Annotated in this window: 20 protein-coding genes; 9 read left to right on the forward strand and 11 right to left on the reverse strand. The window is 63.8% G+C overall.

Annotated elements, in window-relative coordinates:
• The first annotated feature begins 9 nt into the window (after positions 1–9).
• The 5 genes from hemH (at position 10) to IQ25_RS08720 (ending at position 5,858) form a co-directional block, all read left to right on the forward strand.
• Complete coding sequence (gene hemH, locus IQ25_RS08700; RefSeq protein WP_144904811.1) at positions 10–1,023, forward strand: ferrochelatase; 1,014 nt, start codon at positions 10–12, stop codon at positions 1,021–1,023.
• Between the two features lie 68 nt (positions 1,024–1,091).
• A complete protein-coding gene (locus IQ25_RS08705; protein ID WP_144904812.1) occupies positions 1,092–2,486 on the forward strand; it encodes a cytochrome P450 in 1,395 nt (464 codons plus the stop codon).
• 114 nt (positions 2,487–2,600) lie between these two features.
• Entirely contained in the window at positions 2,601–2,861 is a 261-nt protein-coding gene (gene rpsT / locus IQ25_RS08710) for a 30S ribosomal protein S20 (protein ID WP_144904814.1), read from the forward strand.
• Between the two features lie 638 nt (positions 2,862–3,499).
• A complete protein-coding gene (gene dnaA / locus IQ25_RS08715) occupies positions 3,500–4,894 on the forward strand; it encodes a chromosomal replication initiator protein DnaA (RefSeq protein WP_144905078.1) in 1,395 nt (464 codons plus the stop codon).
• Between the two features lie 196 nt (positions 4,895–5,090).
• Complete coding sequence (locus IQ25_RS08720; RefSeq protein WP_144904816.1) at positions 5,091–5,858, forward strand: HesA/MoeB/ThiF family protein; 768 nt, start codon at positions 5,091–5,093, stop codon at positions 5,856–5,858.
• A 78-nt stretch (positions 5,859–5,936) separates the two neighbouring features.
• On the opposite strand, the gene acnA is transcribed toward IQ25_RS08720, so the two are convergent.
• Together acnA and IQ25_RS08730 are read right to left on the reverse strand one after the other, a co-directional pair.
• On the reverse strand, positions 5,937–8,609 hold the full coding sequence (acnA, locus tag IQ25_RS08725) for an aconitate hydratase AcnA (protein WP_144904818.1): 2,673 nt from the start codon (positions 8,607–8,609) through the stop codon (positions 5,937–5,939).
• A gap of 227 nt (positions 8,610–8,836) precedes the next feature.
• Positions 8,837–9,712, reverse strand: a complete 876-nt coding sequence (locus IQ25_RS08730; RefSeq protein ID WP_144904820.1) for a DMT family transporter — start codon at positions 9,710–9,712, stop codon at positions 8,837–8,839.
• Between the two features lie 184 nt (positions 9,713–9,896).
• On the opposite strand from IQ25_RS08730, the gene IQ25_RS08735 reads away from it, so the two are divergent.
• Entirely contained in the window at positions 9,897–11,300 is a 1,404-nt protein-coding gene (locus tag IQ25_RS08735) for a L,D-transpeptidase family protein (RefSeq protein ID WP_144904822.1), read from the forward strand.
• A 177-nt stretch (positions 11,301–11,477) separates the two neighbouring features.
• On the opposite strand, the gene IQ25_RS08745 is transcribed toward IQ25_RS08735, so the two are convergent.
• Positions 11,478–12,101, reverse strand: coding sequence for a murein L,D-transpeptidase catalytic domain-containing protein (locus IQ25_RS08745; protein ID WP_144904826.1), 624 nt, complete (start codon positions 12,099–12,101; stop codon positions 11,478–11,480).
• Positions 12,102–12,152: 51 nt separating this feature from the next.
• Positions 12,153–12,656, reverse strand: coding sequence for a GNAT family N-acetyltransferase (locus IQ25_RS08750; protein WP_144904828.1), 504 nt, complete (start codon positions 12,654–12,656; stop codon positions 12,153–12,155).
• Between the two features lie 57 nt (positions 12,657–12,713).
• Between IQ25_RS08750 and IQ25_RS08755 the strand changes: the two genes are divergently transcribed.
• Complete coding sequence (locus IQ25_RS08755) at positions 12,714–13,241, forward strand: hypothetical protein (protein WP_144904830.1); 528 nt, start codon at positions 12,714–12,716, stop codon at positions 13,239–13,241.
• 4 nt (positions 13,242–13,245) lie between these two features.
• Here the strand turns inward: IQ25_RS08755 and ispG are convergent, their stop codons facing one another.
• The 5 genes from ispG to IQ25_RS08780 all read right to left on the reverse strand — a co-directional run bounded on the left by ispG (position 13,246) and on the right by IQ25_RS08780 (position 17,206).
• Positions 13,246–14,382, reverse strand: a complete 1,137-nt coding sequence (gene ispG / locus IQ25_RS08760; RefSeq protein ID WP_144904832.1) for a flavodoxin-dependent (E)-4-hydroxy-3-methylbut-2-enyl-diphosphate synthase — start codon at positions 14,380–14,382, stop codon at positions 13,246–13,248.
• Positions 14,383–14,422: 40 nt separating this feature from the next.
• Positions 14,423–14,950 (reverse strand): GNAT family N-acetyltransferase, encoded by a 528-nt coding sequence (locus tag IQ25_RS08765; RefSeq protein WP_144904834.1) that lies wholly within the window; start codon positions 14,948–14,950, stop codon positions 14,423–14,425.
• Between the two features lie 41 nt (positions 14,951–14,991).
• Entirely contained in the window at positions 14,992–15,414 is a 423-nt protein-coding gene (locus IQ25_RS08770) for a hypothetical protein (protein ID WP_144904836.1), read from the reverse strand.
• A gap of 95 nt (positions 15,415–15,509) precedes the next feature.
• On the reverse strand, positions 15,510–16,949 hold the full coding sequence (gene tldD / locus IQ25_RS08775) for a metalloprotease TldD (RefSeq protein WP_144904838.1): 1,440 nt from the start codon (positions 16,947–16,949) through the stop codon (positions 15,510–15,512).
• Positions 16,950–17,005: 56 nt separating this feature from the next.
• Complete coding sequence (locus tag IQ25_RS08780) at positions 17,006–17,206, reverse strand: zinc-finger domain-containing protein (RefSeq protein WP_144904840.1); 201 nt, start codon at positions 17,204–17,206, stop codon at positions 17,006–17,008.
• 71 nt (positions 17,207–17,277) lie between these two features.
• Here IQ25_RS08780 and IQ25_RS08785 point away from each other — a divergent pair, with 71 nt between their 5' ends.
• Both IQ25_RS08785 and nadB read left to right on the forward strand, forming a co-directional pair.
• Positions 17,278–18,237 carry an ABC transporter ATP-binding protein gene (locus tag IQ25_RS08785; protein ID WP_144904842.1) on the forward strand — a complete coding sequence of 320 codons (960 nt, stop codon included), beginning with the start codon at positions 17,278–17,280 and terminating at the stop codon, positions 18,235–18,237.
• A 414-nt stretch (positions 18,238–18,651) separates the two neighbouring features.
• The gene (gene nadB, locus IQ25_RS08790) at positions 18,652–20,274 is read left to right on the forward strand and encodes an L-aspartate oxidase (RefSeq protein ID WP_246415698.1); all 1,623 of its coding nucleotides are present in this window, start codon (positions 18,652–18,654) and stop codon (positions 20,272–20,274) included.
• Here the strand turns inward: nadB and IQ25_RS08795 are convergent.
• Both IQ25_RS08795 and IQ25_RS08800 read right to left on the reverse strand, forming a co-directional pair.
• Positions 20,271–20,798 (reverse strand): hypothetical protein, encoded by a 528-nt coding sequence (locus IQ25_RS08795; RefSeq protein ID WP_144904846.1) that lies wholly within the window; start codon positions 20,796–20,798, stop codon positions 20,271–20,273. The genes nadB and IQ25_RS08795 overlap by 4 nt on opposite strands.
• A gap of 124 nt (positions 20,799–20,922) precedes the next feature.
• Complete coding sequence (locus IQ25_RS08800; RefSeq protein ID WP_144904848.1) at positions 20,923–21,690, reverse strand: sulfite exporter TauE/SafE family protein; 768 nt, start codon at positions 21,688–21,690, stop codon at positions 20,923–20,925.
• Positions 21,691–21,735 lie beyond the last annotated feature (45 nt).

Consider the following 21,735-nt stretch of genomic DNA (forward strand, 5'->3'; position numbering starts at 1 on the left):
AGGACCCTAATGGAACGCCCAGCCGACCATCCTGTTGTGCTTACCGGCAAAGTCGGCGTGCTTGTCGTCAACCTCGGAACGCCTGATGCGCCCGATGTGAACGCGGTGAAGCGCTACCTCAAGGAGTTCCTTTCGGACCCGCGCGTTGTCGAAATCCCGAAGCTGATCTGGCAGCCGATCCTGCGCGGCATCATTCTCAACACCCGGCCCAAGAAGTCTGCCCATGCCTACAGCCAGGTGTGGAGCGAGGACGGCTCGCCGCTGGCCGCGATCACCAAGGCGCAGGCCCGCGCGCTGCAGGCGCGGCTGGGTGATGCCGCGATCGTGCGCCACGCCATGCGCTACCAGTCGCCCTCGATGGAAAAGGAGCTAGATGCGCTGCTGGCAGAGGGGTGCGAGCGCATCCTCGTGGCGCCGCTCTATCCGCACTATTCGGGCGCGACGACCGCCTCGGCGCTCGATGCCGTGGCCGACTGGATCAAGGCGCGTCGCCGCCTGCCCGCGCTACGCACGTTGCCGCCCTATCACGATGATCCGGCCTATATCGGCGCGCTCCATGCCGACATGACACGGCAGATCGCCGCGCTCGACTTTGCGCCCGAAGTGCTGATGCTGAGCTACCACGGCATGCCCGAACGCACACTGTTCCTGGGCGATCCCTATCATTGCCACTGCCGCAAGACCTCGCGCCTGCTGGCCGAACGCTTTGCACAGAGCCATCCCGACCTGCGGCTGGTGACGACGTTCCAGTCGCGCTTCGGGCGGGCCAAGTGGCTGGAGCCTGCGACCGATACCGTTCTGGTCGAAGAAGCAGGCAAGGGCACGAAGCGCGTGGTCATTGCCGCGCCGGGCTTCTCGGCCGACTGCCTCGAAACGCTCGAGGAACTGGCGATCAGGGGCAAGGAGGATTTCGAGGCGGCCGGCGGCACGCACTTTGCCGCGCTCGAATGCCTCAATGCCGGGGCCGAAGGCATGGGCCTGCTCGAGACGCTGGCGCGGCGCGAGCTTTCGGGCTGGATCTGAAGAACCCGCTTGGCTGCTGCTGACAGCCATGTTAATTAACCGGTTAAACCACAATACCGGGAGATAGCATGGCCAGCCTCGCGCCTGACGTTGCTGCGAACCTTCATACAGAGCGCGCCAATCCGCACTGGGTGCGGCTGGGCGGCGATCACAAGCTCGATCACATTCCGGGCGAGGACGGCTGGCCAGTGCTCGGCACGACGCTGATGCAGCTGGCCGACCCCCTGGGCTTTCAAAAGCGCATGGTCGATACTTACGGCCCGGTGTTCCGCACGCGCAGCTTCGGACGGCGCGGAGTCAACCTGATCGGGGCGGATGCCAACGAACTGGTGCTGTTCGACCGCGACAAGCTGTTCTCCAACGAGCAGGGCTGGGGACCGGTGCTCAACCTGCTTTTCCCGCGCGGGCTGATGCTGATGGATTTCGAGGCGCACCGGGTGGACCGCCGGGCACTGTCGATCGCGTTCAAGCCGGAGCCGATGCGCGCCTATTGCGGCGTGCTCAACAGCGGCATTGCCTCGGCGATGGAGAACTGGGGCGGCAGGATGCGCTTCTATGACGCGATCAAGGCGCTGACGCTGGACACGGCGGCGTCGAGCTTCCTCGGCCTGCCGCTCGGGCCGGAAGCCGACCGGCTGAACAAGGCTTTCGTCGACATGGTCCAGGCCTCGGTCGGCGTGGTGCGCAAGCCGCTGCCGTTCACCAAGATGGGCAGGGGCGTTGCCGGGCGGCGCCTGATGGTCGAATACTTCGGGCGGCTGGTGCGCGAGCGGCGGGCCAATCCGGGGCAGGACATGTTCAGCCAGTTCGCGCTCGCCACGCGGGACGATGGATCGCTGCTGCCCGAGGACGTCGTGGTCGATCACATGATCTTCCTGATGATGGCCGCGCACGACACGATCACGTCTTCCGCCACGGTGCTGTTCTGGCAACTGGCGAAGAACCCCGAATGGCAGGATCGCCTCAGGGCTGAGGCGCGGGCAGTGACCGGCGGAGATGGCCTGCCTCTGGCCTATGAAGACCTCGGCCGGATGGAACTGACCGAAATGGCGTTCAAAGAAGCGCTGCGCTTCATGCCGCCCGTGCCCAACATGCCGCGCCGGGCCTTGCGCGAGTTCGAGTTCGGCGGCTTCCGCATCCCGGCCGGCACGCCGGTCGGCATCAGCCCGGCCGCCGTCCATGCCGATCCGGCGCACTGGGATTCGCCCGAGGTGTTCGATCCCATGCGCTTCACGCCCGACAAGGTCGCTTCACGGCACAAGTATGCCTGGGCGCCGTTCGGCGGCGGAGCGCACATGTGCCTCGGGCTCCACTTTGCCTATATGCAGGTCAAGCTGCTCGCCAACCATATCCTCACCCGCTTCGAGGTGCGGATGCAGCCGGGAGCCGAGCCTTCGTGGCAGGCATGGCCGATCCCCAAGCCGCGCGACGGGCTGCGCGTGGAGATGCGCCGAATCTGTTGACGATTCGGGCGCTCACGGTTAAGGGGCGCGCTTTCCGGCGGGATATCCCGTCATCCCACGAGAATTCATGCGGCCGCCCCGTGCGCCCGCTAAGGCACGAGAAACAGGAAAACCATGGCCAACACGCCGCAAGCCCGCAAGCGTATCCGTCGCAATGATCGTCGCGCCGAAATCAACGGCAACCGCCTCTCGCGCATCCGCACCTTCGTCAAGAAGGTCGAATCGGCGCTTGCTGGTGGCGACAAGACGGCTGCTGCTGCGGCGCTGAAGGAAGCCCAGCCTGAACTGGCTCGTGGCGTTGCCCGTGGCGTGCTCCACAAGAACACCGTTGCCCGCAAGATGTCCCGCCTGTCGAAGCGCGTCGCCGCGCTCTGATTCGGCTGCTCCTGCCTGACCGGAGGTCGGGACGGGAGATTCGGACCTGTGCGTGATTCTCTTTTGCCTCTTTGGGCCTAAGGGATATCCCGCAGATTCGGGCACAGAAACGGAACATGGCCGACGGGTTTCCCGTCGGCCGTTTTCGTTTCTGCGACGTGTCATGCATGCGGCTGTGCATTGTTACAGTGTGCAGTCGCAACAAGTCACGGAAACTACGCGATTCGCTTGGTTCAAACCCACTGCATAAGTAAATTTCGTTATTTTTCAGTGACTTGACGCATATCTGCGGGTTAAGGCGAGTCAAGGGCATTTATTTCAGTTTTTTTGCGCTCGCCCCGCTTGCGTGATGCCCCCCAACCCCAATAGACAATGCGAACCGGGGGCGGGAATCACTGCCTATCGGCGTCACAGGAAATTTTTTCGAACGGGGTCTGTCGCGCATGTGCGTGGCGGGGCGGCAGGTGAATTGTGCCTGCGTGCCCGACAGCGTGCGGGCAGGGAAGTCGGGGCAGCGACGCGTGAAGATTGATGATTTCGCAGGGGGGGCCGGCAGCCACGATGTGGCGGCCGTGGCCCAAGCCGACCGGATCGGCAACGAGCGGACTACAGTGGGCAGGAAGGGAAAAGACAGCACGATGATCGAGGACCAGGAAGCGCTGGATCTTGCAGCAGACTGGGCCGACATCAGCCAGGGGCTGAAGAAGGATCTCGGCCCGCAATTGCACGCGCAGTGGATCAAGCCGATCCAGCTCGGCTCCTTCTGCAAGGAAACCGGAACGCTGGACCTGTTCCTGCCGACCGAGTTCTCGGCGAACTGGGTGGCGGACCGCTTCGCTGACCGGCTGAGCCTTGCCTGGAAGATCGCCCGTTCGGAAGTGCGCCAGGTGCGCATCACCGTCCACCCGCGCCGCCGCTCCATGCCCGAGCTGCGCATCGGCGGGGAAGCGCCAGTTCAGGCCCGCGTGCCCACCCACATGAATTCCGCCCCGGCAATGATCGATTCGGCGCTTTCTGGCCTCGATCCTTCGCTGACCTTCGCCGAGTTCGTTTCGGGTTCGGCCAACGTGCTGGCGGTCAACGCCGCGCAGCGCATGGCAGCGATCGAGACCCCGCAGTTCTCGCCGCTCTACCTCAAGGGCTCGACCGGGCAGGGCAAGACACACCTGCTCCACGCCATCGGCCATGCCTTTGCCGCCAACAAGCCGGGCGCGCGCATCTTTTATTGCTCGGCCGAGCGGTTCATGATCGAATTCGTGCAGGCCATGCGGTCGAACGAGATGATCGAGTTCAAGGCGCGCCTGCGCGGCTTCGACATGCTGCTGGTCGATGACATCCAGTTCATCATCGGCAAGGCGAGCACGCAGGAGGAGTTCCTCCACACGATCGACGCGCTGATGAGCGCCGGAAAGCGCCTCGTCGTCGCCGCCGACCGTGCCCCGCAGGCGCTCGATGGCGTCGAGCAGCGGCTGCTCTCGCGTCTGTCGATGGGCCTTGTGGCGGACATCCAGCCTGCCGACATCGAACTGCGCCGCAAGATCCTCGAACATCGTCTGGGCCGCTTCGGCAACACCCAGGTGCCATCGGACGTGATCGAGTTCCTTGCTCGCACCATCAACCGCAATGTGCGCGAGCTCGTCGGCGGTCTTAACAAGCTGATCGCCTATGCGCAGCTCACCGGCCAGCCGGTGTCGCTGCAGTTGGCCGAAGAGCAGCTGACCGACATCCTCTCGGCCAACCGCCGCCGCATCACCATCGACGAGATCCAGCGCACGGTCTGCCAGTTCTACCGCGTCGACCGCACCGAAATGGCGTCCAAGCGCCGCGCTCGTGCCGTGGTGCGCCCGCGTCAGGTGGCGATGTACTTGGCCAAGGTGCTCACCCCCCGCTCTTACCCCGAGATCGGGAGAAAGTTCGGTGGGCGCGATCATTCGACGGTGATCCACGCAGTGCGTCTGATCGAGGAACTGCGCACCCGCGATGCCGACATGGATGGCGATGTGCGGACGCTGCTGCGGCAGCTGGAGGACTAAGACAAAGGGCAATGCGAGGGTCATCACCCTCGCGCTCCCATGAGTTGGCGCAGGCTCGATGTGTATTGCCAGATCCGCGAAGCGGCTTGATCTTTCCGGCTTCGCCGGGGCGCATGTGGGCAACCAAGCACCAATTCCCGGGAGCGCGAGGGTGATGACCCTCGCATTTCCTCCCTTTCTTCCCTAACTGCGTCGCATGACGCCAGACCGCCTAGACCGCTTCGCCCGCCATATCGTCCTGCCCGAAGTGGGCGCGATGGGGCAGGCGCGGCTTGCGGCGTCGCACGTGGTGCTGATCGGCATGGGCGGCATCGGTTCGCCCGCCTTGCAGTATCTCGCCGGGGCAGGCGTGGGCCGCCTTACGCTGATCGATGACGATGTGGTCGAGGCGAGCAATCTGCAGCGCCAGACGATCTACACGGGGGCTGACATCGGCACGCCGAAGGCTGAGGCAGCGGCTGCCTGGGTGGCGGCGTTTGATTCTGCCCTGACCGTCAACGCACATGTCACCCGCATCACGGGCGACAATGCTGCTGACCTGATTTCAGGGGCAGACGTGGTACTCGATGGCTGCGACAACTTCGCCACGCGTCTTGCCGTCTCGGATGCCTGCGTAAAGGCGGGCGTGCCGCTGACCAGCGCGGCGCTGGGGCGGTTTCAGGGACAGGTGGCGAACTTTGCCGGGCATCGTGAAAACCACGCCTGCTATCGCTGCTTCGTGGGCGATGCTTTCGACGCCGAGGATTGCGATACCTGCGCCGATCTTGGCGTGCTGGGGGCGATGGTCGGCATGGTCGGCGCGTTCGGTGCTATGGCGGCGATGCGGGTGCTGCTGGAAGGCGTCTCGACGCTAGGCGATCCCCAGTGGGGGCAACTGCACGTATTTGACGGCCTGAAGCCTTCCCTGCGCACGATGCGTATTGCGCGTGACCCGGAATGCAAAGGATGCGGCGCAGGCATCTGAGCGTCTCCTGAGGGCAAAAGGAAAAGGGCGCGAGGACCGAAGTCCCCGCGCCCTTTCTGTCTGGCTTGAAGCCGCCTCTTACGAAGCGAGCTTCCGCAGCACGTAGTGCAGGATGCCGCCATTCATGAAGTACTCGACTTCGTTGGCGGTATCGATGCGGCACAGCGCCGTGAAGGTCAGCTTGGTGCCGTCCTTGCGGGTGACTTCCACTTCCACGTCCTGGCGCGGCTGCAGGTTGGCAACGCCCTTGATCGTGAAAGTGTCGTCGCCCGAGAGCGCCAGCGAGGTGCGGTTCTGACCTTCCTTGAACTGCAGCGGCAGCACGCCCATGCCGACGAGGTTCGAGCGGTGGATGCGCTCGAAGCTTTCGACGATCACGGCGCGGACGCCGAGCAGGTTGGTGCCCTTGGCCGCCCAGTCGCGGCTGGAACCGGTGCCGTATTCCTTGCCCGCGATCACGACCGTCGAAACGCCGTCGGCCTTGTGCTTCATGGCAACGTCGTAGACCGAGCCGACTTCATCGCCATAGCGCGAGAAGCCGCCTTCGATGCCGGGGACCATTTCGTTCTTGATGCGGATGTTGGCGAAAGTGCCGCGCATCATCACGTCGTGGTGGCCACGGCGCGCACCGTAGGAGTTGAAGTCTGCCTTCGAGACCTGGTGCTCCATCAGCCACTTGCCTGCCGGGCTGTCGGCCTTGATCGAGCCGGCCGGCGAGATGTGGTCGGTGGTGATCGAATCGCCGAGGATCAGCAGGGGCTTGGCCTCGATGATGTCGCTGACCGGAGCCGGCGTCATCGACATGCCTTCGAAGTACGGCGGGTTGGCGACATAGGTCGACCCGGCGCGCCACTGGTAGGTTTCCGAACCGGTGACGTTGATCGCCTGCCAATGCGCATCGCCCTTGTAGACGTCGGCATAGCGGGCCTGGAACATCGCGCGATCCATGCAGCCAGCCATCGTCGAGGCGACTTCGCTGTTCGAGGGCCAGATGTCCTTGAGGTATACGTCTGCGCCGTCCTTGCTCTTGCCGATCGGGGTGGTGGTGAAGTCTTCGATCACCGTGCCCTTGAGCGCATAGGCTACGACCAGCGGCGGCGAGGCAAGGAAGTTCGCGCGCACGTCAGGCGAGACGCGGCCTTCGAAGTTGCGGTTGCCCGAGATCACTGCGGCGGCGACGAGGCCGTTGTCGTTGATCGCCTTGCTGATCGGTTCGGACAGCGGGCCCGAGTTGCCGATGCAGGTGGTGCAGCCATAGCCGACGAGGTTGAAGCCGACCGCGTCGAGGTGCTCCTGCAGGCCTGCGCGGACGAGGTAGTCGGTGACCACTTGGCTTCCGGGGGCCAGCGACGTCTTGACCCAGGGCTTGGGCTTGAGGCCCAGCTCGTTGGCCTTCTTGGCGACGAGGCCAGCCGCTACCAGCACGCCGGGGTTCGAGGTGTTGGTGCACGAGGTGATCGCCGCGATAGTCACGTCACCGTCGCCGATGTCGTAGTCGGTGCCCGCCACCGGAACGCGCTGCTGCGCCTTCTTGTAGGTGTTGGCCATGTCGGCGTTGAACACGTCGTCGACTTCGGGAAGCGAGACGCGATCCTGCGGACGCTTGGGGCCAGCGAGCGAGGGCACCACGGTCGACAGATCGAGTTCGAGAGTCGAGGAGAAGATCGGTTCGATCGACGGATCGATCCAGAAGCCCTGCTCCTTGGCATAGGCTTCGACGAGCGCGATCTGCGCTTCCTCGCGGCCCGTAAGGCGCAGGTAATCGAGGGTCTTTTCGTCGATGCCGAAGAAGCCGCAGGTGGCGCCGTATTCGGGGGCCATGTTGGCGAGAGTCGCACGGTCAGCAAGGCTGAGCGCGGCAAGGCCGGGGCCGAAGTATTCGACGAAGCGGCCGACAACGCCGTGCTTGCGCAGCAGGTTGGTGCAGGTCAGCACGAGGTCGGTGGCGGTGACGCCTTCCTTGAGCTCGCCGGTGAACTTGAAGCCGACGACTTCGGGGATCAGCATCGAGACGGGCTGGCCGAGCATGGCCGCTTCGGCTTCGATCCCGCCGACGCCCCAGCCGAGCACGCCAAGGCCATTGACCATGGTGGTGTGGCTGTCGGTGCCGACGCAGGTGTCAGGATAGGCGACGGTCACGCCGTTCTGGTCGGCGGACGTCCACACCGTCTGTGCGATGTTCTCGAGATTGACCTGGTGGCAGATGCCGGTGCCGGGGGGCACGGCGTAGAAGTTGTTGAGGCTCTTCGAACCCCACTTGAGGAAGTCGTAGCGCTCCATGTTGCGCTCGTACTCGATCTCCATGTTCTGCTCGAAGGCCTTGGGATGGCCGAACTCGTCGACCATGACCGAGTGGTCGATCACGAGGTTGACCGGCACCAGCGGGTTGATCTTGCTGGTGTCACCGCCGAGCGTGGCGATGGCATCGCGCATCGCGGCAAGGTCGACCACGCAGGGCACGCCGGTGAAGTCCTGCAGCAGAACGCGCGCCGGGCGGTACTGGATCTCGTTATTCGATTCGGTGGGGTTCTTCTGCCAGTCGACCACGGCCTTGACGTCGTCGGTCGAGACGGTGAAGCCGCCATCTTCGAAGCGCAGGAGGTTCTCGAGCAGCACCTTCATCGAGAAGGGCAGGCGCGAGATGTCGCCAAACTTGGCGGCGGCCTTGTTGAGCGAATAGTAGGCGAACTCCTTGCCGCCCACGTTCATCGTGCTGCGGGTGCCGAGCGTATCCTGTCCGACCTGGGTCATGGCTGTGCGTCTTCCCTCCTGTCGCGGCCGTTGCTGTACGGTGCCACGCGGGGAATCGCTCTTGGACCAAAGGCCCGTGGCGGCGCGGCGAGTTACGGCCTGAAAGCGAGAGGGCGATGCGCGCAAAGCGCGGACGCGTCAAGGGCGGGAGGGCCGCATTTTTCGCCAGTAAGCGCCGAATTTGCCGCTATTGGCATTTAATGCTTCGCAATTGCAAAAACTGACGCTCAGGCTGTATTTCTAACGGATCGGGTTGCGTAAATGCAGCCGGCTACGATCAGGGTCACGCCGACGAGCATGGGCAGCGTGACCGGCTCTGCGAAGAGCAGCCACCCGACCAGCGCCGCCCAGAGAAAGGCGGTGTATTCCAGTGGCGCGAGAACCTGCGTTTCGGCACGGCCATAGGCCCAGCTCATCAGCATCAGTGAAGCCGTGGACAGGACCGCGGAAATCCCGATCAGTCCCCAGACATCGGCATCTGGCCAAGGTGCGAACCACCAGGCCCCCACGGCGAGAAAGAGAAATTGCACGAGTGTCTGGAAGAAGGCGACTTCCTCGGGCCTTGCGACAAGAGCCTGCTTGCGTTGCAGCACGAGGTTCCAAGCGTACAGAACGGCCGACACCAGAATGGCGGCCAGACCTTTGACAGCTTCGATATCGGATGGGCCATTGAACTTGCCGCCCGCAATCACTGCCACGCCTGCCAATGCGATGACCGACCCTCCGATCGCGGCGGGACGCACCTTTTCTCCCAATGTCAGGGCAGCAAGGTAGATCGCGATCAGAGGTGCGATGAACGACAGGGCAATGCCTTCGGCCAGCGGCAGGCGGATCAGCGCATAGAAAAACAGCACGGCCATGACCGTGGCGACCACGCCTCGCAGCACATGGACTTTCAGCACCTCTGGCGATGGCCAGCCCTGTCCGCGCCACAACCATAGCGGCGCCATGATCGCTGTGCCCGCAAGCCCGCGCCAGCACATCGCGGCATAGGCGCCCACGGCAAGCGATGCAGCTTTCATTACCCCGTCCATTACCGAGAAAAGTGAAAGGCCCAGCATTGCGGCCAGCACCGGGAACAGGGGAAACCGCTTGTCGTTCATCAAGGTGCCATAGGCAAACCGGTTTCAGGATGAAACCATGTTGTGCGATGTCGCAATGATTCAGGCTTCAGACAGGCCCGATCCGCGATATCGGTACGGGTTGATAGTCAGTGGGGCTTGAGGCAGGACGTGGAAAGTCACATCTTTCGGGTCTTGTGATCGAGTTGTGCGAGTGAACAGGGAAATGCAAAGCGTGAAGCGTGGGATGAACGGGGCCGGCCTTTCCGGCAAGCTGGGCGTGGCATTCGTGGCGCTTTCCATTGCAAGCCAGCCGCTTGCTGCGCAGGCAGCAGCCGCGCAGGCCGTGCCTTCACAAGGGCCGGTCGATCTCACGAAGCAGGCGAAGCCGGCTCCTGTGCCCGCGCCCGAGGTCAATGCACCTGCGGCAGCACAAGCCGGAACAGTTCAGGCCACCGTGCCGGTTGCGGCACCCCACTGGACCCAGTCAGACGCCCAGGCTCTGCTGGCGGCGATCAAGGGCATTGGCGCTGAAGGCTTGTTTCCCAAGGACTACCAGCCGGAATTGCTCTCGGCCGCAATCGTCAAGGGGGAAGGGCCTGAACTGGACGATACTGCGACGCGCGTATTTACCTGGCTGGCCGAAGACCTGCGCGACGGGCGCACGCCGATGACTGCGCGCGTGCAATGGTTCGCGGTCGATCCCGATCAGGACGTCAACCCGACCTCGCTGATCCTCGCCGAAGCGCTTGAGAAGCATGACGTGAAGGGCGCGCTGATGGCGCTCCTGCCCACCGTGCCCGATTACGCCGCGCTGAAGGCTGCGCTTCCCAAGGCGCAGACGCAGAAGCAGGCCGCCCTGATTCGGGCCAACATGGACCGTTGGCGCTGGCTCGCGCGTGATCTTGGCACGCAGTATCTTCTGACCAACGTGCCCGAACAGATCCTGCGCCTGACCGTGCGCAACAAGATCATCAGCACATACAAGGTCATTGTCGGCAAGCCCGGCAAGACGGCAACGCCCCAGCTGGCCGAGACGGTCGAAGGCGTGATCTTCAACCCGACCTGGACGGTGCCGCAGTCGATCGTGGTGGGCGAAGGCCTGGGCGCGCGGCTGGTCAACAACCCCAGGCAGGCCGAGCGCGAGGGCTACAAGGTCACCAAGGCGGGCGATGGCACGATCTATGTCGTGCAGCAGCCGGGCGACGGCAATTCGCTAGGCCGCATGAAGCTCGACATGCCCAACGAGCATGCGATCTTCCTGCACGACACGCCCAACCGCAACCTGTTCAACCTGCCCGCCCGTGCGCTGAGCCACGGCTGCGTGCGCGTGGAGCGGGCGACCGAGCTGGCGATGACCATGGCGATTCTCGGTGCAGGGATGTCGCCGGACGATGCAGTTCTCGCCCACTCGTCAAAGACCTATACCAAGGTGCCGATGACCAAGACCTTCCCGGTCTATCTCACCTATTTCACCGTCGCACGTGACGTGACCGGCATGCTGCGCTCGTTCCCTGACATCTACAGCCGCGACGCGCCGGTGCTGGCCAGCTTCGCGCAGCCGCGCCAGCAGCACACGACGCAGCGCAAGAGCAACGAAGCGGTGATCAAGCTCGATAATCCGCTTTGATGCGGACGAGATGAGAACAAGGCTCAGCGTCTGCCAGCGCAAGGCGCGCTATGACACCGTTGAAGATGCCGTCGAGGCCGCACGAAAGAGCGGCCTCGTACTGCATGCCTACAAGTGTGATCGCTGTTTTCGCTGGCACCTGACGAGCCGGACGAAGGGGCGGCGCCAGCCCCGGCCTCAGCCCAGCCCTAGCCTGTCCGCGTAGATCAGGCGCCCGCCGGAGAGGTGCCACAGTGCCTCGTTGAAGTCCGCCTCGCTCATCGCGAAGCAGCCGTCCGATCGGCCGAGCTTGCCCCACTTCTCGAGCATGTCGGGATTGGCGTACCATGCAGGATGCAGCACGATCGCACGGTCGAGCACGTTCGAGTTTTCCGGGCTCAAACCGCCGAGCCGGATCGAGGTGCCGTACTTGCCCTTGTACCATTCGTAGCTGACATAGGCCCCGCGCGAGGTGGCAAGGCTGCCGACGTCGTTCGAGAACGTCTTGAGAAAGCCGTCATGCTCCGGGTCAGAGCCGCGTCCGTGCGCCACGAGGAACGAGCGGACTTCGCCCCGGTCGAGATTGGCGAAATGGAAGCGCGGCAGCGATGATGGCAGGGCAAAGTCGGCAATGCCGACGATGTCCGTCCGCCACAGCGAGGCGCGGTGCTTCTCGACCTGCTCGGCGGCGATCCGCAGGACTTCGCGGTGCTGTTCGTTCGGATAATAGGTGGCGGCCGCCACGCGCGGCGGAATCACGGCTGCGGCGGCGCTTGCCGCTGCGCCTGCCAGTATCGTTCGCCTGTCGACTCGATGTGTCATGCCAAGTCCCGTACCACGCCGCCCCCGTATCGGGCGTGAACGACCGCCATTCTATGCGTTTTCGACCGAATTTCCAGCATTCGCGCCAAGCTGCTGCAAAGCAGGTCCATCGACCCGCATGACCGTCCATTCGTCCATGAACCTTGCGCCGAGCGACCTGTAGAAGCCGATGGCAGGCTCGTTCCAGTCAAGCACCGACCATTCCAGCCGCGCGCAGTCACGCTCCACCGCCAGCGCGGCGAGATGCGAGAGCAACGCCTTGCCAAGGCCGGAGCCACGCGCTTCAGGCTTTACAAACAGGTCCTCGAGATAGATCCCCGGCTTGCCTTCGAAAGTAGAGAAGTTGTGGAAGAACAGGGCAAAGCCCTGCGCCTTTCCATCAATTTCGCCGATGATCACTTCGGCGTAGGGACGGGGGCCGAAGAGCTTTGCTTCGAGCACTGCCTCATCGAAACGCACTTCGTGGGCCAGCTTTTCGTATTCGGCCAAAGCGCGGATGAGTTCGGCAATCAGGGATATGTCAGCAGCGGACGCCGCGCGGATCGAGATGGTCATGGCTTCGGCCTAGCGATTCATGCGGAACCTTGCCAGCCCCGCAGGATTGCAAAAGACATGACGACCATGATCCGCGCTGCACTTGCCCCACTCCCCCTGCTCCTGGCACTTGCCGGGTGTACGACAGACGGTGGAGGAACGCGGCCCGAGAGTGCTCCACACCCTGCGCAGACGCCTCGACAAGAGGCGGTCACCACGCGCATTCTCGATCGTACGGCAGCCGATAAGTTGCTCCAGAATGCAGGTGTCACCCTGCAATGGATAGACTGGAACACGCGCGGCACTGCCAATGCGCGCAACGATGCCGGGTTGATCAGGCTTACGGCCAGCCAGGCTTCGGCAGCTGGTCCCGGCCGCCTCTGGCTGGATGGCCGTGTCACGGAAGTGGGAGCAGATTACTTCATCTTCTCGGGCACCATCCGGATCACGGACACGCCCGATCCCGGTCGCAAGTGCGATGCAACGCGTAACGACTGGCGCTTCGCCGTGACCCAGAACCGCCCCTACTGGCGCCTGCGCACGTTCGAATGGTGCGACGGGCTGACCGACTACATCGACATCTACAAGCCCGCGACCGGGGGCTGATGGATCACTCCGCCGCTTCGGTCACGTTCCCTGCATCGCTGGTCGCCGCTTCGATCTCTGCTGCCTTGGCTTCGACCAGCGCGACGATGTGTTCCAGCATGTCCTCGGACTGCACGGTGTGGTCGGTCACGCCCGAGAGATAGACCATGTGCTTGCCATTGCCACCGCCGGTGAGGCCGATGTCGGTCTCGCGCGCTTCGCCGGGGCCGTTGACGACGCAGCCGAGGACCGAGAGCGAAAGCGGGGTCTTGATATGGCTCAGGCGGCTTTCGAGGGCTTCCACCGTGCGGATCACGTCAAAGCCCTGCCGTGCGCAGGACGGGCATGACACGACGCGGACGCCGCGGGTTCGCAGGCCAAGCGACTTGAGGATTTCGAAGCCGACGCGCACTTCCTCTTCCGGTTCGGCCGAAAGCGAGACGCGCAGGGTGTCACCGATGCCGGCCCAGAGAAGGTTGCCGATGCCGATGGAGGATTTCACAGTACCGCCGATCAGGCCACCGGCTTCGGTTATGCCCAAGTGCAGCGGGCAATCGACTGCTTCGGCAAGACCCATGTAGGCAGCGACGGCGAGGAACACGTCGGAGGCCTTCACGGCGACCTTGTACTCGTGGAAATCGTGATCCTGCAGCAGCTTGATGTGATCGAGCGCAGATTCAACCAGCGCTTCGGGGCATGGCTCGCCATACTTCTCAAGCAGGTCGCGCTCCAGGCTGCCAGCATTGACGCCGATGCGGATGGCGCAGCCATTGGCCTTGGCGGCACGGACCACTTCTGCGACCCGGTCATTGCTGCCGATGTTGCCGGGATTGATGCGCAGGCAAGCCGCACCCGCATCTGCCGCTTCCAGCGCGCGCTTGTAGTGGAAGTGGATGTCCGCAACGATCGGGATGCGCGCGGCCTTCACGATCTTGCCGAGCGCTGCGGTGCTTTCGACGTCCGGGCACGAGACGCGGATGATGTCTGCGCCGGCGTCCTCGCAGCGGCGGATCTGGTTGATCGTGGCGACGGGATCGGAGGTCAGCGTGTTCGTCATCGTCTGCACGGTGATCGGGGCATCGCCGCCAACGGGGACCGTGCCGACCATGATCTGGCGGCTCTTGCGACGCGCGATATCGCGCCATGGACGGATCGAGGACATGCCCCCTCTATAGGGTGTCCAGCGCCTGTCCGGAAGGCTTCTAAAGCGACCCTGCGAACATGAACTCGGGATCGCAGTGATCGCCGACCCAGAATTCGATGTCGGCCACCTTTTCAAGGCCATATCGGCGGTAGAACCGCTGGGCATCGGGGTTGTGGGCATAGACCGAGAGTTGCATCTCGTCGGCCCCCCAGGCCTGCGCCTGCGCAATCGCCCAGTCCATCAGCCGCGCGCCATGGCCGCGGCCGATAAGGTCTGGATCGGTGTAGAGTTGCTTGAGCTCCATCGGTCGTTCGGCAGTGGTATGCCGGGGCAAGCTGCTGTTGCGCACGATCTTGCAGAAGCTGGTCAGCCGCCCGTCCTCTTCGATAACCGCGATCTGCATGTCCGGATCGGCAAGTTGCGCGCGAAGTGCAGGTTCGCAATGCGTCTCGTCCAGAAAGGTGGCGAGGTTTTCCGAGCTGTAGAGGTGCCCGAACTTCGCGACGAAAGCCCGTCTGCCAAGGTCGACGAGGGCGGTAATGTCGGCTGAGGTTGCTGGGCGCAGGCTGGCGAGGCTGGACGTCATGCACGCCCTTTAGCCCGAGCCAGCCAGCAATTCCAAGCGCATCAGCTTCCCTTGGCGTCCTTCACCTTGGTGTAGGGGACGAACTTGCCCAGCCCGATCGAGCCGCGCCAGAACCCGACGTTGCGATCGACCATGCGCACGATATCGACGCTGCACAGCTGCGAACCGAAAGGCGTGGTCACCATGATGTCGTTGTCATCAAGCGTGCTGGCACCGGAGTCCGGGCGATTGACCCAGATCGTGTTGCCCGCGTCGTAGACGATCGCGGTCTTGTCGTAGATCCGGGTGCTGATCACACGGGGCAGGTAGAGGCAATCCTGCGGCTTGCCAGCGACGCGGCCTTCGAGCGTCTTGGCAAGTTCCTGCTCTGGGGTGAGACGCGGCTTGGCGTCGGCGGCAGCTCCGGCAAGGAGCAGCGATCCGGCGGCCAGTGCCGCAGCAATCCTGCTGGCGGTATTCATCATGACTGGCACTTCCTTCTGAGTCGATCCGGGAAGTCTAACGCGGATCGGCTTAACCCGCGCTGACCACGTAACGCCGCAGGCCGGTCAACCCTTCGTCAGGCCGTCCCGCCCACGGTAAGTCCTTCGACCAGCAACGTCGGCTGGCCGACGCCTGCAGGAACGCTCTGCCCGCCCTTGCCGCAGACCCCGACGCCTTCGTCGAGCGCAAGGTCGTTGCCGATGCCGGTGACCTTGGTGAGGCAGGTCGGGCCATCGCCGATCAGCGTTGCGCCCTTGATCGGCGCGCCCAGCTTGCCGTTTTCGATGCGATAGGCCTCGGTGCAGGAGAACACGAACTTGCCGCTGGTGATGTCAACCTGGCCGCCGCCAAACGACTTGGCGAAGATGCCGTTCTTGACGCGGGACAGCAGTTCGGCCGGATCGTCGTTCCCGCCGCGCATGAAGGTGTTGGTCATGCGCGGCATCGGCGCATGGGCAAAGCTTTCGCGCCGCCCGTTGCCGGTGGGTGCCACGCCCATAAGGCGGGCGTTGAGGCGATCGTGGATATAGCCCTTGAGGATGCCGTCCTCGATCAGCACGTTCTCCTGCGTCGGCGTCCCCTCGTCATCGATGGAGAGCGAGCCGCGGCGGCCCTGTCCGTTCACGCCGAGCAGGGTGCCGTCGTCGACCACGGTGACGCCGGGCGCAGCCACTCGCTCGCCGATGCGGCCGGAGAAGGCGCTGGTGCCCTTGCGGTTGAAATCGCCTTCAAGGCCATGGCCGACCGCTTCGTGCAGCAGCACCCCGGGCCAGCCGGGGCCAAGCAGCACGGTCATCTCGCCGGCAGGGGCGGCAACGGATTCGAGATTGACGAGCGCCTGTGCCAGTGCCTCGTCGATGGCGCGGTTCCACGTCTCTGGCGAGAACAGGTCGTCATAGAGACGGCGACCGCCAATGCCGAACGAGCCGGTTTCCCGGCGTCCGTTCTGCTCTGCCACGATCGAGACATTGAGGCGCACCAGAGGGCGCAAGTCATGGGCGACGAAACCGTCGGCGCGCACGATCTCCACCACCGACCATGAGCCGGAGAGCGAGGCCGAAACCTGCGCGACGCGCGGATCACGGGCACGGGCGGCAGCGTCGATGGTCTCGAGCAGCTTGACCTTGGTTTCGAACGGCACCGCATCGAGCGGCGAGGCCTCGGTATAGAGGTGGCGATTGTTGTTGCGGGGCGGCGGGGCGGGCTGGCCCTTCGCCGGATCGAGCAGCTTGAGCGTCTCGCCTGCGCGCGCGATGGCGGCGGCGGAAATTTCGTTGGCGTGGGCAAAGCCGGTCATCTCGCCCGAGACACCGCGAAGGCCGAAGCCCGCATCGCGTGAGTAATCCGCCGTCTTCAGGCGGCCATCGTCAAACCCGAAGCTCTCGCTGGCGATGAACTGGAGATAGAGTTCGCCATCGTCGCAGGATTTCAGCGCATTGGCGGTAATCGCCTGCGCTTCGTCAGGAGTAAGCAGGCCGGAGCGGTAGAGCAGCGAGCGGGTGTCGAGATCGGTCATCAGACCGATATAAGCACTGGGTCACAGAAGGCCAGAGGCGCTTCCGTGACAGGCCTTCAAGCTGCGGCTGCCGTATCGGCCGGACCGCCCTTGAGCACGAAGCGGCGATCGCAGTAGCCGCATTCGACAAAGCCCTTCTCGTCGATCTCGAGCCAGACGCGGGGGTGGCCGAGCGCGGCGCCGCCACGGATATCAGATGCGCCATCGCACTTTACGCGATGATGATCGGTGTAGACGGTTTCGGGTGCCTGAATCATGGGCTTGCGGCTAGCAAATCGGCGGGCTTGAGACAATTGCGTTTTCGCTGGCACTGGTGCAGGCAGCGGCCATGGCAAGCACCGACGATACTCCACCCGCAATTCGAATTCGCGATCTGGTGAAGCGCTATGCGCCCACGGGCAAGGCACCCGGGAAACTTGCGCTCGACGGCGTGAGCTTCGATGTGCCGCAGGGGCAGATCTTCGGCCTGCTCGGCCCGAACGGCGCGGGCAAGTCGACGCTGATCAACACGTTGGCCGGCCTCGTCATGAAGACCTCGGGCAGCGTGGAGATCTGGGGGCATGACATTGACCACGACGTGCGCAACGCAAAGGCCTCGATCGGCATCGTGCCGCAGGAAATCGTCTTCGACCCGTTCTTCACCCCCGCCGAGGTGCTCGACAATCAGGCAGGGCTCTATGGCGTGCCCAAGGCGATGCGCCGGACGATGGAACTGCTGCGCGCGGTCCATCTGGCTGACAAGGCCGATGCCTATGCCCGCTCGCTGTCGGGCGGCATGAAGCGGCGCTTGCTGATCGCCAAGGCGATGGTCCACGCCCCGCCGGTGCTCGTGCTGGATGAGCCGACCGCCGGGGTCGACGTCGAACTGCGTCGGCAGTTGTGGGAGCTGGTCGGCGAACTCAATCGCGACGGGGTGACGGTGGTGCTGACCACGCATTACCTGGAGGAAGCCGAAGAGCTCTGCGACCGGATCGCGATCATCAATCACGGCAAGCTGATCGCCAACAAGCCCACGCGCGAGCTTGTCGACATGGCGCGGGAAAAGATTGTCGTGCTGACGCTGGATCGCAGCGTCGATGCTGCAGTGCAACATCCAGCCTTCCTGAAGAGCGTCGTTTCGGGTGAGCGACAGGTCGAGATCAGTTACGACAAGGACCGGATGACGGCCGGCGAAGTCATGTCGCTGGTCCAGGGGCAGGGCTTTGCCATCGTTGATGTTTCGACGCGCGAAGCGGACCTGGAAGACGTCTTTGTCACACTGACGAGCCAGCCCAAGGAAGCGGCCTGAACTTTCGTTAGGAGCTTACAGAAACTTAGGTAAATCGGCGTTCTTCTGCGACGTCTTGCGCCAACCACCGCGTTCGCGGCGACGAATGGGTGCCCCGCAACGCTTGCACGTTCCGACGAAGGACGAGCCGTCCCATTCCACGCCGGAGCGCTTCGGACGGTGTCGGTCGAAAAGGCATTGCAGTCTTGCAAAAGGCACAAGGCCCTCCATCGCGGGTAGTAGCTTCTACGTGTAAATACCTACCATGCTGCGTCTGCGAAGCAAGCGACCAAGATAGTTAAGCAACATTAAATTCAAAATGGACCTTTCCGGCGCCGGCTTTGCCAAGACTTTCCCGATGCATCTCCAGTCGCTAGGGCAGGGCTCGACCAGTCAATGCAGCGCCGTAAATGGCGTCAGACGATGGAGAACCGCTTGAGCGGCAAGGATAAGGGCGAAAGATCCGCCGGGGTGCAGGACTACCATGACGTGCTGATCATCGGATCGGGCGCGGCTGGGCTTACTGCTGCCCTGGTGCTTGCCGAGACCTGCCGCGTGCTGGTCCTCGCCAAGGGTGGCCTTGATGGCGGATCGACCAACTGGGCGCAGGGCGGCATTGCGGCAGTGCTCGATGCAGGCGATACCTTCGATGACCACATTCGCGACACGATGATCGCCGGGGCCGGTCTCAACCGGCGCGAGACGGTCGAATTCGTGGTCGAGAACGCGCCGGAAGCGATTCGCCGTCTCGAACAGCTGGGCGTGCCTTTCAATGCGGAGGCCGGCTCGCTCCACCTGACGCGCGAAGGCGGCCATTCACATCGCCGCATCGTCCATGTCGACGATGCGACCGGCGCTGCGGTCCAGAAGGCGCTGCTCAAGGCGGCGCGCGAACATCCCAACGTCACCCTTCTGCCCGGACGCACCTGCATCGACCTGATCACAGGTCGCCACGAGGCTGCGCGCTATTCCGGCTCAGGGCGCGTATGGGGCGTCTATGCGCTCGACGAAGCAAGCGGCAAGGTCGAGGCGCACACTGCGCGGGCGACCATACTGGCAACGGGCGGTGCCGGGCGTGTCTACCAGTTCAGCACTGCACCGCGCGGTGCGACAGGCGATGGCATTGCCATGGCGTGGCGGGCGGGTGCGCGGGTTTCCAACATGGAAATGATGCAGTTTCACCCGACCTGCCTCTACAACCTGGAGGTCAAGAACTTCCTGATCACCGAGGCGGTGCGTGGCGAGGGCGGGCGGCTGATCAATCCGCGCACAGGCAAGCGCTTCATGGAGTTCTACGACGCCGAACGGCTGGAACTCGCCCCGCGTGACGTGGTCGCGCGCGCGATCGATGCCGAAATCAAGAAGTTCGGCCTCGACTATGTCCATCTCGACATCAGCCACATGCCCCAAGACTTCGTGCGCGGGCACTTTCCGAACATCTATGAAAAGCTGATGGGCCTTGGCATCGACATGACGCGCCAGCCGATCCCGGTCGTCCCCGCCCAGCATTACACCTGCGGCGGCGTCCTGATCGATCTCGACGGACGCACGGATCTGCCGGGGCTCTACGCGGCGGGCGAATGCACGGAAAGCGGGCTGCACGGCGCCAACCGCCTTGCGTCGAACTCGCTGCTCGAATGCTTCGTGTTCGGTGATGCCGCAGCGCGCGACATCCAGCGGCGCTGGGACAGCTTCGATGCCCCGCCCGAAGTCCGTCCATGGGACGAAAGCCGCGTCACCGATTCCGACGAGGAAGTGGTCATCAAGCAGAACTGGACAGAAATCCGCCGGTTCATGTGGAACTACGTCGGCATCGTCCGCACGAACAAGAGGCTCGAACGCGCGGCACACCGGATCGCGATGCTGAGCGGCGAGGTCAACGATTACTACGGCCACTTCCGCGTCACGACCGACCTGATCGAACTGCGCAACCTGCTGCAGAGCGCCGAGCTTATCGTGCGCTCGGCAAGGGCCCGGCACGAAAGCCGGGGCCTGCACTACACGCTCGACTATCCGCAGACCGACGCTGTGGCGCGCGATACCATCCTTGTACCTTAGGCTGCTTCTGCCTCGACGAACTCGGGATAGAACACCGGCTCCCTCTTGGACCAGCCTTGCGCGGTTGCGGCCGCTTCGCTGATCGACTGGAGCAGATCGCGGCGGCGGTCGGGGCGGATCACCGGCAGGGCTGCCGCTCCGCAAAATGCGCCGGGAAGCCACGGCCGGACTTCCGCACCGAGCAATCGCTCGTAGAGAAAGCGATAGGCCGAAAAGCCGGTGAGGCGGTTCTGCGCAAGGTCGAACGCGGTCAGCCGGACCAGTGGGCCGATGAAGGGTTCAAGGCTGCCGAGGTCCTGCACATCGGGTAGCAACTGGCGCAGCAGGGGAAGTTCGCGGTAAAGGTCTGCCTGCTTCTCGATCGCGCGAGCTTCGTCGGCACTGCGTGCCCAGCGCCGCAGGGCATCACCGCGTCCACGCACAAGGTCGAGGCTGCGGCGAATGTAGCGCTGCTCGCACGGAGCGAAGCTTGCGAACTCGCGCAGTTCCGAAATGGTCATGCTGCTTGCGCCGTGATGCGCCATGGTCCTGCCCTCCAGCCGCCCGACTCGTGTCTTGCGGCAGGCTCAGCTTGGCAGATCGTGGTTAACGACGTGTTAGAGGGTCAATCCGAATGCGCTGCGCAAGACTGCGCAGCGCAAGGCAGGATCATGCAAACGCCTTGTACGCGCCGTAAGCGCTGGTCAGCGTGAGCACGATGCCGACCATGATCAGCATGGTCTTGGCCGGAATGTGCTTGGCCGCCCAAGCTCCGAATGGAGCGGCTGCAAGTCCGCCGATCAGGAAGCCGAGCGTGGCTCCGGCAACGTCGGCAATGCCAAGGTGCCAGATGAACGCCGCAGACACTGTCAGCGTCAGGAAGAATTCGACGGTGTTCACCGTGCCGACAACCTTGCGCGGATCAGCGCCCTGAATCAGCAGGTTGGACGTGACCACCGGACCCCAGCCGCCGCCACCAGCGGCATCGAGGAAACCGCCGACGAGACCGAGCGGCGCAACCCAGCCAGCTTCCTTGATCTTGGGCGGATAGAGAACGCCCCGGACGAGCAGGTAGATGCCGATACCGCAAAGATAAAGGAGCACCCAGGGCTTCACCAGCGATGCGTCGATCGAGGAGAGGACATAGGCCCCGAGGATGCCACCAGCCATGCCTGGCAGAAGCAGGCGGAAGAACAATTTCTTGTCGACGTTGCCGTGGAGCAGGTGACTGATGCCCGAGGTTGCCGTGGTGAAGCATTCGACAATGTGCACGCGTTGCGAGGCCAAGGCTGGCGGCACGCCCAAAACGCCGACGAGCAGGGTGTTCGAAATGACGCCAAAGGCCATGCCCAAGGCGCCGTCCACCATCTGCGCGGCAAAGCCGACAGCGATGAACGGGAGCAGCGCCGTGAAATCGATACCGGCCAGAAAATCCATCGCGAATCCCTTCCCCTGTCGGGGCGACGATTAGCCGGATTCAAT

Source organism: Novosphingobium taihuense (genome assembly GCF_007830315.1).
Lineage (GTDB): Bacteria > Pseudomonadota > Alphaproteobacteria > Sphingomonadales > Sphingomonadaceae > Novosphingobium > Novosphingobium taihuense.